At 66.3% G+C, this 13,375-nt stretch carries 16 protein-coding genes; 1 reads left to right on the forward strand and 15 read right to left on the reverse strand.

Annotation, left to right across the window (positions count from 1 at the left end):
* The 14 genes from Q7A36_RS28650 to Q7A36_RS28715 all read right to left on the reverse strand — a co-directional run.
* The coding region (locus Q7A36_RS28650; RefSeq protein WP_305107201.1) for a TrbI/VirB10 family protein at window positions 1-837 on the reverse strand (837 nt) is incomplete at its 3' end.
* Entirely contained in the window at window positions 821-1,819 is a 999-nt protein-coding gene (locus Q7A36_RS28655; RefSeq protein ID WP_305107202.1) for a TrbG/VirB9 family P-type conjugative transfer protein, read from the reverse strand. The genes Q7A36_RS28650 and Q7A36_RS28655, both read right to left, overlap by 17 nt.
* Before the next feature lie 11 nt (window positions 1,820-1,830).
* A complete protein-coding gene (locus Q7A36_RS28660) occupies window positions 1,831-2,616 on the reverse strand; it encodes a VirB8/TrbF family protein (protein WP_305107203.1) in 786 nt (261 codons plus the stop codon).
* Window positions 2,613-2,804: a hypothetical protein gene (locus Q7A36_RS28665; protein WP_305107204.1), complete on the reverse strand. Its 192-nt coding sequence runs from the start codon at window positions 2,802-2,804 to the stop codon at window positions 2,613-2,615. The genes Q7A36_RS28660 and Q7A36_RS28665 overlap by 4 nt, the downstream gene beginning before the upstream one ends.
* A gap of 10 nt (window positions 2,805-2,814) precedes the next feature.
* Complete coding sequence (locus Q7A36_RS28670) at window positions 2,815-3,969, reverse strand: type IV secretion system protein (RefSeq protein ID WP_305107205.1); 1,155 nt, start codon at window positions 3,967-3,969, stop codon at window positions 2,815-2,817.
* Window positions 3,970-4,243: 274 nt separating this feature from the next.
* Window positions 4,244-5,089: a type IV secretion system protein gene (locus tag Q7A36_RS28675; RefSeq protein ID WP_305107206.1), complete on the reverse strand. Its 846-nt coding sequence runs from the start codon at window positions 5,087-5,089 to the stop codon at window positions 4,244-4,246.
* A gap of 1 nt (window position 5,090) precedes the next feature.
* Window positions 5,091-5,408 (reverse strand): hypothetical protein, encoded by a 318-nt coding sequence (locus tag Q7A36_RS28680; protein WP_305107207.1) that lies wholly within the window; start codon window positions 5,406-5,408, stop codon window positions 5,091-5,093.
* Window positions 5,405-7,846, reverse strand: coding sequence for a VirB4 family type IV secretion/conjugal transfer ATPase (locus Q7A36_RS28685; RefSeq protein ID WP_305107208.1), 2,442 nt, complete (start codon window positions 7,844-7,846; stop codon window positions 5,405-5,407). The genes Q7A36_RS28680 and Q7A36_RS28685 overlap by 4 nt, the downstream gene beginning before the upstream one ends.
* A gap of 3 nt (window positions 7,847-7,849) precedes the next feature.
* The gene (locus Q7A36_RS28690) at window positions 7,850-8,236 is read right to left on the reverse strand and encodes a hypothetical protein (protein WP_305107209.1); all 387 of its coding nucleotides are present in this window, start codon (window positions 8,234-8,236) and stop codon (window positions 7,850-7,852) included.
* A complete protein-coding gene (locus tag Q7A36_RS28695; protein ID WP_305107210.1) occupies window positions 8,236-8,562 on the reverse strand; it encodes a hypothetical protein in 327 nt (108 codons plus the stop codon). The genes Q7A36_RS28690 and Q7A36_RS28695 overlap by 1 nt, the downstream gene beginning before the upstream one ends.
* Entirely contained in the window at window positions 8,559-9,212 is a 654-nt protein-coding gene (locus tag Q7A36_RS28700) for a transglycosylase SLT domain-containing protein (protein ID WP_305107211.1), read from the reverse strand. The genes Q7A36_RS28695 and Q7A36_RS28700 overlap by 4 nt, the downstream gene beginning before the upstream one ends.
* A complete protein-coding gene (locus Q7A36_RS28705) occupies window positions 9,209-9,364 on the reverse strand; it encodes a hypothetical protein (RefSeq protein ID WP_305107212.1) in 156 nt (51 codons plus the stop codon). The genes Q7A36_RS28700 and Q7A36_RS28705 overlap by 4 nt, the downstream gene beginning before the upstream one ends.
* 11 nt (window positions 9,365-9,375) lie before the next feature.
* On the reverse strand, window positions 9,376-10,698 hold the full coding sequence (locus Q7A36_RS28710) for a carbohydrate-binding domain-containing protein (RefSeq protein ID WP_305107213.1): 1,323 nt from the start codon (window positions 10,696-10,698) through the stop codon (window positions 9,376-9,378).
* Window positions 10,699-10,772: 74 nt separating this feature from the next.
* Window positions 10,773-10,910 (reverse strand): hypothetical protein, encoded by a 138-nt coding sequence (locus tag Q7A36_RS28715; protein WP_305107214.1) that lies wholly within the window; start codon window positions 10,908-10,910, stop codon window positions 10,773-10,775.
* Window positions 10,911-11,030: 120 nt separating this feature from the next.
* Between Q7A36_RS28715 and Q7A36_RS28720 the strand changes: the two genes are divergently transcribed.
* On the forward strand, window positions 11,031-11,321 hold the full coding sequence (locus Q7A36_RS28720; RefSeq protein ID WP_305107215.1) for a helix-turn-helix domain-containing protein: 291 nt from the start codon (window positions 11,031-11,033) through the stop codon (window positions 11,319-11,321).
* Between the two features lie 62 nt (window positions 11,322-11,383).
* On the opposite strand, the gene Q7A36_RS28725 is transcribed toward Q7A36_RS28720, so the two are convergent.
* On the reverse strand, window positions 11,384-12,301 hold the full coding sequence (locus Q7A36_RS28725; protein ID WP_305107216.1) for a replication protein RepA: 918 nt from the start codon (window positions 12,299-12,301) through the stop codon (window positions 11,384-11,386).
* Window positions 12,302-13,375: the final 1,074 nt, after the last annotated feature.

Below are 13,375 nucleotides of genomic sequence, written 5' to 3' on the forward strand. Positions count from 1 at the left end.
CTGGATCTTCTCCCACAGATGGCTGTCGTAAGTTCCGGTGATGCCGTTCTCGCCAAGCTGGGAGGCGCCGATGCCCCGCAGTGGGATCCGGACATAGTCGGTGGTTCGGATGCGCTCGAAGGCCACCATGAGCCGCCGCTGGCCGTACTGCAGGCCGCTGCTCAGGTAGCCTTCGATGACGGCGCCAGGCCAAAGCAGGAAGTTCGTCCCGTCCTCCGAGCGCACCGCGGCGTCGATGGTGCAGGTGATAGGGCCCTGCGCCTCACTGTTTATCGGCCCGTCCGGCGTGCAGGAGATCGGCGTGTGGCTCGGGATGGTGAACTCGGGATGCTCGTTCACCCAGGGCGCCGCCCGGTTCACCCCCGGCCGCTCTCCCTCGCGCTGCGCAACCTGCTGCTGGGCACCTTGCCGGGCGGCAGCGCGGCTCTTCTCGACTTCCTCGGCCTTGGTGCGGGCCGCCTCGGCACGATTGGTGCTCGCGAGGGCCGAAGCCTCCCGCACGACGACCACCGCCCGAGTGCTCGCCGGTGGTGGAGTGGACGGGCCGGCTGCCGGTGCCGGAGCCGCCGCCGCGCCGGTGCTGGCCTCGGGCACAGCAGGTCGCAGCGGGGGAGGGGGCGGGGTAGTGACGACCGCCGCCGCCGGCTCCTGCATCACCCGCTGGCCCGTCATGGCGCATGTGGTGAGGGTGATGGCCACGGGCAGGCCTGTGCCGAGCAGTACCCAAGGCCATACCCGGCGCCGAGGCCGCTCACGCGATGCTTCGGCTTCGCCAGTCTCCTCGTAGAGGCAGTCGAGTTCGTCGTCATCCTCCTGCAGGTCAGTAACGGGGGCCACGACGCACCGTCCTCACAATGTTCGGGCTGATCGTGCCGGTGCCCGGGTTGGCGCCGTAGGGGTCGAAGCCGATGTTGCGAACCTCGGTCGCCTTGGTCGGGGTGCGGCGGAAGCACAGCACAGGGAAGGTGCCGTGGATGCGGAACAGGCCGGGCCCGAGGGTGTCTCGCGTCACCAAGGCCTCGCTCTCGGCGCCATCGCACTTGCCCGTCTCGGACTTGTAGACGTTCGGCACAGGCAGCCCGACGTCAAACCGGACCACGGTATCGAGGCCGTTGTCGGAGATTTCGAGCGGCTGGGTCTCTGCGTCGCCCCGAGCGATGTACTGCCAGTTGCGCGGATGCGGCCCGTAGAACGCCTCCTGCCGCAGCGTGCCGGCCAAGCGGTTCGAGGTCTGCACCGCGGCAGGCTGGGCCGGGGAGCCGTCCACCGCGATGCGCGGGGCTGGCCGCGGCGGCGGGTTCTGCTGGGCCGTATAGCTGAACCGCAGCAGCAGCATGGTGTCGGCATTGGCTGCCTTGCGCTTGGCCTCGTCAGGCTCGTCCGTTTCAGACAGCAGTGCCGCGCCGGCCTTGCCCGGGTTCGGCGCCAGGGCGTCGAGTTGAAAAAGGTGGTTCAGCACCTTGCCGTCGCGCATCTGCACCGGGACGGTCATCACCGTGCTTGGCAGGTCGGAGCGCAGCGCTTGCAGTTGCAGGGTGTTGGCGTCCGGTACGATCTGCCATTCCTTGGGCTTGTTGTCGTCGCCTTCCTTCCTCGCGGCGATCATGGCGCCGGCCGGATCGAGGATGGTGCTGCCCTCGGCGAACAGGATGGTGACGTGGGCCCCGACGCGGGCCGGCACGCGATAGACCTGCACCTCGTCGTAGGGAGCGCATCGTACCCGCGGATCGCCGGCGGCCGAGCAAGCTGGCGGGTCCACCATGGCAAGGGCAGGACTGGCGAGGATGGCGGCAGCGGAGGCGAGCAGCAGGTGGCGCATGAGGTTCTCCGTCAGCGGCAGGTGGTTGGGTCGATGGGGGTTGGGTCGACGTCGCGGCTGCGACCAACGAACATGATGTCAGCGGTCGGGTACTGGAGGTGCAGCGAGGTCGGCAGGCTTTTCACGGCCGAGTAGGACAACCGGATCAATCGGCGAGCGCACTGCGGCTGCTCCCCAGGCCGCGCCGCGACGATGATGGTCGGGACAACGATCGCGGTGGTGCCGGTGCGGATGGGCTTGCCGGTAGCGACCCGCTTCCAGCCATTGGTGCCGAAGAGAGCCTGCGCACTGTCCTTGTTCGTTGGATCCCATTCGGAGACGACTTCCTGGCGCAGCATCGCGGCCGAGAGCCCGGCGCAATAGTCGTACTGGCTCTGCGCCTCGACCCAGCTATATCCCTCGCAGGCGCGGACGAACTGCGCGGCGGTGCCAAGGATCAGCGCCTCGCGCTTGCTCTCCGGAAGGTCCCAGGTGCTCTCGAAGACGGCGGCCGTGTGGTCGGTGTCGTTCAGCACCGTGAAGTGGTGCACGTCGCGCCGCAGCGGGTAAGTGCCGCTCCACCCCCAGGCCATGGCCGCGGCCGAGATCCAGCCCGCCACACCCACGCCGACGCCAATGCGCCGCCACGTCCTCGTGGTCGCCTCACGGTCACGGGCATCGCGCCGGCCGGCGGCCAAATCCTTCCGAAGCTCGAACATCTCGTCCGCCGACGGCGTAAACAGGGCGCGCGGCGGCGGGGGCAGTTCGGCCACGACCTGGTTGCCGGTGGCGCCGGCGGCCGGCAGGGCGTCGCTCACCGAACGCCTCCGAGGCCGGTAGCTTCCGCAGCGCCGAGCGGCGGGCGGGCGATCTCATTCCCATTCCACGCCCATTGCCCGGCATTGAGTTGGCGCCAATCGCCGCCGGGGGTGACCAGTGCCGGGCGATCCTTGGACGAGCTACAGGCGGCGAGAAGAAGGGCGGTGACGATCAGCAGGGCGCGCATGTCGAACCTCTCACGATCCATACGGACGGGGGCGGGCAGGGCTGGCGACAGAGGTGGCCTGACGAGCGATGGCACCGCCGGGCCCACCTGAGCCGCGCGGCGGACGGCCTTGCGGACCAGGACCGGAACCTGGGCCGCGCCCCGAAGGCCCGCCCCGCCCGCCGCCATGGATGTGCTGCATCATGTTGCGAATTGTATTGGTGGTGCCGGCGACCAGCGCGTAAGCGCCGCGCGCCGCAGTGCCGGCGGCCCTGCCGGTGGGGCCAGCAAGGTCGGGCACGATGGTGGGGGCCATGCCCGAGCCGCCGATCTGGTAGGCCAGCAGAGAGGCGTAGCCCATCAGCAGCAATCCGACGCAGCAGACGATGGCGATGAAGTGCAAGACCCGATACGACTGCAGCGGCCCAGGGGTGTCGGCCGAGGTCATCGGCGGATCAACCAGGGCGTCGAGCATGACAAGTTCGCTCTGGAGCGACATCTGCGTCACCGCAACGAGCATCACGCCGGCCAGGATCAGCGAGACAATCTTCCCTAGCCACCGATCGAAGAACGGCCGGGTCCGATCGAACAGCGCCAACATGAGGAAGACGGGCGCGAAGCCGATCAGCATGCCGCGCAGGACGCTGGTCACGAGATAGCCGACGAGACACCCCATGATCTGGATGCCCGTCGCGGCAACGACCATTATGAACGAGGCATGGCCGAACAAGTCGTAATAGCTGACCTTGCTCCACAAGGCCGCAACGCGCTTCCATCCGTGGGCCCAGAGCGCATCAAGGTCGGTGCCGAAGTTCCCGGGCATGGTCAGGCCGAAGTCAGCAGGCGAGGCAGTATTCTCACCCGCGAACCCGGCGCTCGTCAGGGTGCGGGTGAGCCAGCCGGGAAGCGACACGCCGAAGAAGTCGCGGACATACTGGTTCAGCAGCGGCGTCGAGAGAGCGAGGGAGACGAGCAGGGCCATCGCCACGCCACGGCGGATCAGGTACTTCAACTCTTGCTCGTTGTCGCCAACCAGAAAACGCCAGCCGGTCACCAGGCACCAAGCCGTCAGGGCGATGATGGCTGCCGCTCCCATCTCGCGGACGAAGGCCTCCAGCAGCCGGTCCGTTGCTCCGACGACGGCGCGGTCCCAGAAATCGACGATGCTGGCGATGTCGGGTTTCACCGCGCGTCGAGCCTCCGGGCTTCGCCGGCAGCGGCGCACGCACGGGCACTGGGCCGCCCCGTGGGCCGGCTGCACATCGACAGCACCCAATCGCGGGTCCAGGGCGTGCCAGCGTAGAACAGCGGGTTGCCGGGGTCAGACCGAGGATGAGCGCGGATGAAGGCGTCGGCTTGCCGCGTCATGGCGCGAGCGTCGGCAGCGCGTGCCTCGCGGCTCTCTCGTGCCAGGGCAGGGGAGGCGACCGCCAGCAGCACCGCCACGACGAACCGGCCCCTCATGGGATCAAGCTCGCGGTGACGGGGATGTAGCGGGCTCGGCGCCGCGCAAGGACCGCGTCCGCCTCCCGCACCATGTCCTCAGCGCTCTTGCGGTTTCGCTGCTCGTCCTGCTGCTTGCGCCGCTCCTGCTCGGCCTGGTTCGTCATCTCCAAGGCTTTGAGTTGATTGGCCTGGGTCTGCGCAAAGGCCACTTCCGCCAGCAGGCGGTTGTTCAAGTCAGCGCGCTCTGCGGTGGTGGCCTGCTTGCCGATCTGTCCCGCGAGTTCGCCTAAGCCGTCGATCCGGCGGGCATTTCCCTCATATCCCTGCTGTGTCATGGCAAGCTGGGCGGCGTTGGAAGACGCCTCCTCCCGCAGCCGCACCGCATCAGGATCGTCGCCTTCGGGGCGATAGACGAGGTTGCGTTGGAGGAAGTCATTCATCAGGCCGGACAACTGGAAGCTGGCCGGGTCGAAGCCGAGCGCGCCGGCGAGCGCATCGCGGACTTGGTTGCTGTCGCCGGGCAAGGGTGCTCGGACGTTCGCCCGCACAAGGGACATGGCGAAGTTCTGTAAGTAGGTTGGGTCAGTAAAGTTGTGGTAGAGTTGGACGCCCTGGTTCACCTGTTCCACACCGTTGCGGATGATCGCCGTCCCCTGCGTGATGGTCTTCGCCATCTGCGCTCCCTGGGTGATCCAGCGAGCCGTTGTCTCGGCGGCTTCCTTGCCGACCAGGGCGTTCAGCGCGACGTCCACCACGGGAATGCCAGCGGCGCCAGCGAGCCCAGAGGCCAGGGTGGCGCAGGCGGCGGACGACAGCACGAAGGCGGCCAGCGGTCCGCGGCGAAAAGCGGGATGGGTCACGTCAGCGTCCCCCCACGCGAAAGGACTGCCGGGCAGCGGTACGCGCCAGCAGGCGGTCCGCATAGCGGTTGATGGCGGATCCGATGAAACGCAGCAGCGGGAAAGCGCCGCTAATGCCGCCGATCCAGCCGCCCGCAACCATGCAGGGAGGGACGGCAACGCAGATCATCCGGCCAATCTCATCCGGTCCCCACGGATGAAACGGGTCCAGCGACATGAGCATGGTCGCCACCGTAGCGGATCCTGCTCCCCCAATGACGCCGCCGACGACGCCCTTGAGAGCGCCCATCACCGCATCTGATGCTATGCGCGCGTTCATTCTGCGGCCTCCAAAACTGGTTGCTTGGCCCGCTCCGCATCCTTGGCCGCCTGACGGGCGGCTTCGGCCATGGCGCGCGCATGGGCCTGCGGCGCGCGCTGTAGGAAGATCGGCACCCACGCCTCCGGATCGGGACCGACTTCGGCGATGATGCGATCCAATTCGTCGCCGGTGGACGAGCGTCCGGACAGCATCCAGAGGTGCTGCTTGATCGAGGATAGGTCGAAGTCGAGGACGACGCTCGCGCCGGCCCGGCTGATGACGAAGCGCTTCGGGCCGCGAGTGAAGTCTTGTGTGACCATGCGGAACATCACCGGCGTGAAGCCGATAGCCTGATACTCGTCCCAGTCCGCCTCCTTGTTGGCGAAGCTGATCTTGGTCGGCGTCTGCTGCTTGATGACGTCGCCGATCTTGCTGGCGAGCAGCGCGCCGGGCGACTGCGAGGCCATGACGACGACGCCGTTCTTCTTCCGGATGGTCGATAGATTGTCGCCGATGATGTCCTCGAACTCGGGAATCTTGAGTGCCTGGGCCAGCTCGTCCCAATAGAGGAAGAGCGGCTCGCCGGTCGCCAAGCGCCGCACCCGCCACGACAGGTCGGCGAGGATTGGCCCGCACACCTCCGGGTGTTCGAGCAGGGCGGTGGTGTCAAAGCCGGCGCAGCGGCGCGTCAGGTCCACCTCGTCCCGCTCGTTGGCGAAGACCCAACCCAGCGTGCCGCCCTCGCACCAGGGTTCCAGCCAGGCGCCGGCGCCTTGGTTGTTCCGCCAGCCCATGATCTGCCGCACGCAGGCCCAGGACCGCATGGCCGGCGGCATCCGCAGTTGCTGCGCAATGGCCCGGTTGAGGCGGTCCACCTCCTCAGGTGTCCAGGCGAAGTCCTCCGGCGCTTTGGCATTGATCGCCGCAGTGAACAGCTTGACCAGGTGCCCGTGATCTTCTGGGGTGTTGCGGGCAGCCTTGAGCGGGGCGAGGCCGGACGGCACGCCGTACCGCAGGGTCAGGTAGCTGCCGCCCATGCCGAGGATGCAGGGTTTGGAGCCCTGGTCCTTGTCGAACATGATCCCGCGGGCGTTCAGCCGCTCCACCGCGCCCAGCAGCAGCACGCAGGCCAGCACCGACTTGCCCTCGCCCGTCATGCCCAACAGCAAGGTTGAGCCGACCTCGCCACGGTGAAGGTTGTGCCGGTAGAGGGTGCCGCCCGTGGTCCGGAAATCGGCGACGTAGTCCCCCCACAGCGGGTCGTCGTCACCGGGCGGGTAGTTGTGCAGCGGCGCCACGGCAGCGAAGTTCAACGAGGTGAAGTTGTCCCGGCGGGCGATCTTGTGCCAGCAGCCCGGGGCCTGCGCTGCCCAGGCGGCTTCCAGGTTGAGGTCCTCCTGCACCGGGCTCATACTGGCGTCTTTGAGGACGGTCACGGCATGGTTGGTGAGGTCGTTCAGTCGCGGACGGGTAGGGGCATAGACCGCGACAGAGAGGTGCATGGAGCCAAGCACCCATTCCTTGCGGTGGAACTCCTTCCGCGCCGCGCCAATGCTGCCGACGTCGTCCTCTTCCTCCTCGCCGGCGGTTTTCGCGTGACCCTGCCGGCGCTTCATGATGGTGCGGGCGATGGTTGAACTCTTGAACCCGAAGGTCGCGGTGATGACGCAGGTGCCGGGGAAGCTCAGCAGCCCGTTGAGAACCCCTGGCTCCATACCCTCGGGCCATGCGGTGAAGCCCAGCATCGTGCCGAAGTAGCGGGCCGCCGCCCCATTGCCTGGCGTGCGGATCTCGATGGTGCGGGCGCCGGGAGTGAAGATCGGTCGGTCGCGCAGGATGGCGCGGCCGATGCGGCTGCCGCGCGCCGGCATGGGCACCCGATCATAGCGGCCGTACAGGATGATGCCGACCGCCTCGGCGACCTGGCTGTACCAGCGCAGCACGCCGTTCCGCCGGCGCTCCGCGCGCAGGCCGAGCGGGGCGATGCCGTAGAGGGCGAGGTCGCTCTCCAGTACAGCGCAGATTTCGTCCATCCGCCGAATGTCCTCCGGCGTCGGCATGCCGGTCTTCCCGCCGAACAGCCGGCCGAAGCCGGACGAGCGGAGCGTGACCGAGATGTAGATCGTGTTCCGGGTCAGGCCGTGGCCGAGGACGTGCTGGCGGTAGTCCTGGTCGAACTGACGCGGCCAGGTGTGGCGCATATCGCCAGCCTGGGGGACGCCATGCTCCATCAGCTTGCATACATGGACGCCGATGGTGAGGTTCGGGTGCGCGATGCTGCCGAGCGTGCTCTTCAGGCGGTTGTGCAGCCGGCCGATGGAGCGGTTCGTCTCCAACTCCCAGGGAAGGCCTGAAACCTGGTAGACGCGAACTTGCGTCCCGCCGTCGCGCAGGATCGTGCGCTCGTCATGATGCGCCCAATAAGGAAGAAGCTCGTCCGAGGTCCGGAGCGGCATGCGTCAGTCCTCGGGCAGGGTGATGTGGCGAGGCCGGCCGCCAACGCTGCCCAGGGGCAGGGACGAGACGGTCGAGCCGCCCCAAAGGCGACCACGCTTGCCGCCCGGCCGCATCACGACCGGATCCGGCGTCCACCAGGCGCCCGTGGCGTACTGCCACAGGGTCGCCAGCTTCTTCAGGTCGCCATTGAACCACCGCTGCGCCGCCGCCCAGGCGATCGGCAGCACGGCGATGGAGAACGGATGCACCAGCACCGCCGAAGCTGCACCTGCAATCAAGCCGGCGATGCTCAGACCGAGAGGCACGCCGCCCGGCGCCGCAGCGCGCGAGATTGGGTACACAGGGTCGCTGTGTGGAGGATCGTCGTCCCAATCGGGCGGCGCGCTCATCAGAGGGCGACCCCGCCGCCGCCGAGCAGGCGCTGACCGATAAATGCGCAGCCGGCGATGAAGCAGGTGCCGATGATACCACCGACGATCCAGCGCCCCTCTACCGGGTTGCCGCGCAGGTGCATGGCGCCGACCACGCCCCAATAGCCGAGGATCAGAGCGCCGAGCACGAGCAGCAGGAGATTGATGCCGTTGGAAATGACGGTGGTCGGATTGAGGTTGCCGCTGATGTTGACGCCTCCGGTCGTGATTTGAGCGAGTGCCGGCGAGGCTGCCGTGGTGGCAAGCAGGATGGCCGTGGTGATGCGCTTCGACGGGAAGGTCATGGATTGCGGTCCGCGAGGCGCTGGGGAGGGGCCCCGGTGCTGCCCGCCTCGGATGGCGGCACGGGGAAGCTCGTCGCAGGACGGCGGCCCTGCTCGAAAGCGGTTGCCCTAGCCGCACGCTCGAAGGCCGTCGCGCGGGCGCGCGGGGTGGCGACTTCCGAAGTCGCGGCGGGGGAGGGGGCGTTCAGGAGCGGCGCGAGCCGGGCGCGGCGGTCGGCCACCTGACGGGCATAGGCGGGGGCGCCATCAAGCCGGCCGGAGTTGTACCGCTGGTCGACGGCGGCCTTGAGGTCGGCAACCCAGTGCGCGGCGCCGGCGGCCATGTTGGCGCACGGGTCAGTCAGACGCTCGATCGTCGTCAGGCCGTGACGGCGCCAGTTGCCCTCGCCGGTGAGTTGGAACAAGCCGATGCCAAGGACGTGCCCTGCTGCCAAGCGACGGAGCATCTCGGCCGCAAGCGCGTCTCGGGATATCAGGAACAGGCTCTCGCGGGTGGTCTCGTCCCGCAGCGCCCATGGATTAAAAGCGCTCTCCTGCTCCGCGACGGCGGCGAGGTCGAGCCGATAGGGTTGATACTGCGGAGGCAGGCATACGGGATCGGTCGCCAGGCAGCGGAACAGCGCGATGCCGGCAACCCCGAGGCAGGTCACCGGACCACCGAGAACGCCACGGCGCGCACCGTCCACAGCAACGCCTGCAAAGCAACCCAGACGGCAGCCAACGCCACGCCGAGCGCGAGGCCGATTACCGTGGCGAGGATGTCGAGCAGGCAAGCAAGTGGCGATGCGGCACCGGACGGCATGGACTTCCTCCCTAGACGAGCGGGCTGTCCGCAGCGGCACCAGTCAGTTGCGAAAGCGTCGCGCCGGTGTCTGCCGCTGACGGTGTCGCATAGACGTAGCCCTCAAGCGTGCCGGTGTTGGCGACGCCCTCAAACTTCGAACCGATGCCGGGGCTCGTGTTGGTGCCGCCGTCGACGAAGGCCTGCGGCACGTGATCGGTGAAGGTTTTGAACGCGTGGTCGTCGACGCCGAAGGTGATGTGGTCTTTTTGCCAGTCGACCCAGTAGGCGTGCGGCTGCGACGCGTCGATGCCGGTGTAAACGAAAGACGAATAGCCGTTGTTCGCCTCGCCGCCCTGGCCCGTGACGCCATCTCGCGCCCAGTGCAAAGTGCCGTAGGGCTGGCCGTCGCCATTGATCTCGACGAGGTCGATTTCTGGCCCTGGCCACTTGTCGTCAGATGGCCACAGCGCGGCGTAGGTGCCGCTGTGCCAAGCGGGCGTGAGCGAGCCGAACAAAATATGCAGGCCGTAGGCGAGGCCGCCGTCCGGACCACTTGCCGGGATCATAAGCCCCGAGAAGTCGGCCGAGGTCTGGACTTGGCTATATCCAGTGCCGTCCGTGACACCGGCTTGGCCCCAGTGATTGGTGAACAGGCCGCCGCCGTTGCCGAAGTCCTCGACGTACTTGATGTCGTAGTGCCCGCCGTTGAAGTCGAGCGACTTGTCATCGACCGCTACCGGGGCGCCGCCGTTCTTCACGCCGGGCGAGTAGATGTCGTCGTTGAGCCCGGTGCCAGCGAGCGCCTCCGTCATCGCTTTCTGATAGGCGTCGATGTCCGCCTGCGTGATGCCCGCCGCTGCGAACTGCTGCGCCTGCGCCTGGATGTCGGTGAAGGCGCTCTGCCCCGCATGAGCGGTGATGGTGGTGTTGTTGGCTGGCGCGAGGCTAGACGTGGTGAAGGTATTCACTCCGACCGTGTCGCTGTAGATACCGTGCGGACCACCCGGCAGCGCGACACCATCGAACGTGGCGCTGTCGATGATTAAGTTCCGGTCGTTGCCCGGTACCGCCATCACCGCTTCTGGGTTCGACCAATCGACAAGCTGGTTCCATCCATCGTTCAAGTAATCGATGCTGACGACGGCATTCGGTCCCCAGGTGCCGTGCAGAGTGATCGCCTGCGTCTGCCCAGAAAAATGGTCGGCGTCAGCGGTGAAGACGCCGCCGACCTGGTGGCCGTCCACAGAGACGGTGAACATCGGCATCACGCCAGCATAGGGAGTACCCGAAACCTGCAAGATCAGCGTGTCGGGTCCGGCGCCCGCGACGGTGCTGGTGAGCGGCGAAGCCATCAGCGTCTCTCCGTATCAGTGGTGATCGAGGACGAGCACAGCATCGGCCGGGCTCGGGATGACGGCAGGCCGGGTCATAAGATCGCCCAGCCCAATAGGCAGGAGCCGGCACTGCAAAAGCCGCACGCGACCACGAAGCCGCGGTTTTTCAAAAGCAGGATCAGGCCGGCGGCCATCAGGGTCGCGCCGAGGAGGGCGGGGACGGCGGTCATGCCGGAACACCAAACCCGTTGCGATTTGTGCTACCCATGGCGTCGAACCACATCCTAGGGGTTGTCTAAAACTATGTCCGTGTTAAAATGCCACGTCTGAGCGATGGAGGCAAGGCCCGCATGGCAAAAATCGGCTTGACCCGCGCCCAATGCCGGGCGGCTCGGAACGCTGTGGGGCTAAGTCAGCGCAAGCTCGCTGAGGAGGCGGCTGTTAGCCTGCCGGTGGTACAGGAGTTCGAGGGGAAAGCTGGGCGCATCCCGATGGAGAAGAACCTTCGGGACATCAAAGAAGCTCTGGCGCGCGCGGGCGTGGAATTTCAAAAGTTTCCGGACGGGCGCGTGGCCGTCATTTTCAGCGACAATGACACCGAACAGGCTTCGGTTGCTCCCGAAGAGGCTGGTGGCAAGTGATCGCCACCACGGTCACCTGCACCGTGGACGATTGCCGCTGCGCTGGAGTGATGCCGCCGCCGTCAGCGCACCGCTACGATGCGCGGCGCCACTGGCGGGCGAGAAGGATACAGCACCAGGCCGCGCTCCTCGACCTGCACCTTGGCGTCCCGGTAGACCGCCAGTGCGAGCTTCAGGTTTGCGAGGAAGGTCGGCTTGAAGTTGTTCATGCGAGTGAAGCCGGTGCCGAACTGGCCCTTCACGGCCACCCAGGATACTGGTGTGGACTTTTCAAGCGCGTGCAGCCGGTACGCCAGCCACGCATACAGGTCCAAGGCCATCGAGTTGTTGGAGATCGCCCGGATCGCGGCTTCCTCGACCGGAACAGGGTGGCGACGGAGTTGGTCGAAAAACACCTCCGAAAGGCGGGCCACCTCTACAAAGAGAGCATTCTGCGCCGGATCCTCACTTGGCACGAACATGGCGGTGTCCATGACGTTTTGATTGACCAAGCCGACATGGGTCCCGGCTGTAACGTGGAAGGTGAAGCGGCAGCGCGCGATACGGTCGGCCTGCTCCCGGACGTCGACAAGCGACTTTCCGCCGATACTGATGTTCATCCGACCGAGCCAATCGCGCAGGCTGCGCCCGAGCAGCACGTCACGTGTGCCAGTCCGCAGGGCCTCAGATTGCAGGTAGAGCATGATCAAGCGAGCGCGCGAGCCGTAGGGCACGCCCACCGGAACCAGCTTGCCGTCCGCTCCGGGTTTGCGACCAGGCTCGACGGCCAAGGTGAGGTTAGGGCGGGTGATCGTCCAATCTTCATCGTCGGCGAGGCGTCGATGGGGAAGGGCGGCTTGGCACCAGCCGCTGTAGAGAAAGCCGATGCCGCCAGTCTCATCCGAAAGGTACGTCGACGCGGCCTCGACCACTGCCCGGTCGATCGCGGCCAAAGCCGCCTCCTTGCCTCGCGCCTCCAGGATGTCGTGCACCGTGCCCATGTGCAGAAACATGCGCCGCCGCAGGGGACCTGTCGCTGTGGACTTTACCAGCAGGAAGCTACTAGGCAGGTAATTGAAGACTCTAATTGTATGTGCTGGCAAAGTCCTCGGGATAACCCGCCTAAGCTGTTGATTTTATTGCGACACCCTCCTTCCCGGGCGCTGGTAAAGTCCACGCATCCCGCTGGCAAAGTCCACGGGCTGGTTGTGAGTAACCGGGGCACACAGCATCAGCGCAGGCTACCTTCCACCAACCCGCTTCACCCACTGCGCGGTTGGGTCGCAGAACCGTTTGTGCTTGACGTCGCTCAGATTAAACGACACTCTCTCCCCCATCCTCGTGAAGTCCGTCCAGCAGTCAGATCGCCGTCAAACGCGATGCTGAGTGGTGGCGTCTATGCGCTGACAAATGTCACTCATGGACTAGAGGTGCAGTCCCGCACTGGGCACTCTAATGGAAATGTCTGTCGACGGACCGCCACAGGTTTATGTGGCCGCCCGTGGGCACAGGCATGTCTAAGCGCAGACGGCGCGTGTCATTTTGCCCGACCTGAAAACGAGTTCGAGGTACTTGCGGGCCTGTCGTCGGACAGGCGCGAGCATGGGGGCGCTGGCGCCCTTCACGCCAACAATCCCCGTAGGTGACGAGGTAAAACGAAAGCGTCGGTCCGCTTCTGGGAAGGTAGACCCTCAAGAGAGGTATGATGATGAGCAATCTTAGCGCACCCAAACTACGCCCTCTTCGTGAAGTCGTTCTCGCCGTCAAAGAGAATGCTAGGAAAGCCGGAGCTTCCGAGGTTGAACTTGGCGCTGCGAAGCATCGGCGCGCTTACACGGCTGTACTGAATGGTGACATTCCGACCGTTCTGGTGAACGGCCGACACCATGTGACTGAAGACAACGAACTGCGAGTGGCCCAGGCACTTGGCCTGAACTTCGTCGGATAAGAAACCCCGGACGCGGTCAGAGACCGGCCGGGGCATAAAGGTAGGCTACAAAGTTCCCAACGAAAAAGTAGCCGCCTAGCTCGCTGGCCGCAAGCCCAGACCGCGCCTCAAAACGAGGCCGAATTGT

This window comes from Paracraurococcus lichenis, from assembly GCF_030657435.1.
In the GTDB taxonomy this organism is placed as follows: domain Bacteria; phylum Pseudomonadota; class Alphaproteobacteria; order Acetobacterales; family Acetobacteraceae; genus Paracraurococcus; species Paracraurococcus lichenis.

Coding starts and splice junctions, on each gene's coding strand:
- Q7A36_RS28655 (WP_305107202.1), bottom strand. CDS start 1,819: ATGCGCCACCTGCTGCTCGCCTCCGCTGCCGCCATCCTCGCCAGTCCT.
- Q7A36_RS28665 (WP_305107204.1), bottom strand. CDS start 2,804: ATGCGCGCCCTGCTGATCGTCACCGCCCTTCTTCTCGCCGCCTGTAGC.
- Q7A36_RS28680 (WP_305107207.1), bottom strand. CDS start 5,408: ATGAACGCGCGCATAGCATCAGATGCGGTGATGGGCGCTCTCAAGGGC.
- Q7A36_RS28685 (WP_305107208.1), bottom strand. CDS start 7,846: ATGCCGCTCCGGACCTCGGACGAGCTTCTTCCTTATTGGGCGCATCAT.
- Q7A36_RS28690 (WP_305107209.1), bottom strand. CDS start 8,236: ATGAGCGCGCCGCCCGATTGGGACGACGATCCTCCACACAGCGACCCT.
- Q7A36_RS28695 (WP_305107210.1), bottom strand. CDS start 8,562: ATGACCTTCCCGTCGAAGCGCATCACCACGGCCATCCTGCTTGCCACC.
- Q7A36_RS28705 (WP_305107212.1), bottom strand. CDS start 9,364: ATGCCGTCCGGTGCCGCATCGCCACTTGCTTGCCTGCTCGACATCCTC.
- Q7A36_RS28710 (WP_305107213.1), bottom strand. CDS start 10,698: ATGGCTTCGCCGCTCACCAGCACCGTCGCGGGCGCCGGACCCGACACG.
- Q7A36_RS28715 (WP_305107214.1), bottom strand. CDS start 10,910: ATGACCGCCGTCCCCGCCCTCCTCGGCGCGACCCTGATGGCCGCCGGC.
- Q7A36_RS28720 (WP_305107215.1), top strand. CDS start 11,031: ATGGCAAAAATCGGCTTGACCCGCGCCCAATGCCGGGCGGCTCGGAAC.
- Q7A36_RS28725 (WP_305107216.1), bottom strand. CDS start 12,301: ATGGGCACGGTGCACGACATCCTGGAGGCGCGAGGCAAGGAGGCGGCT.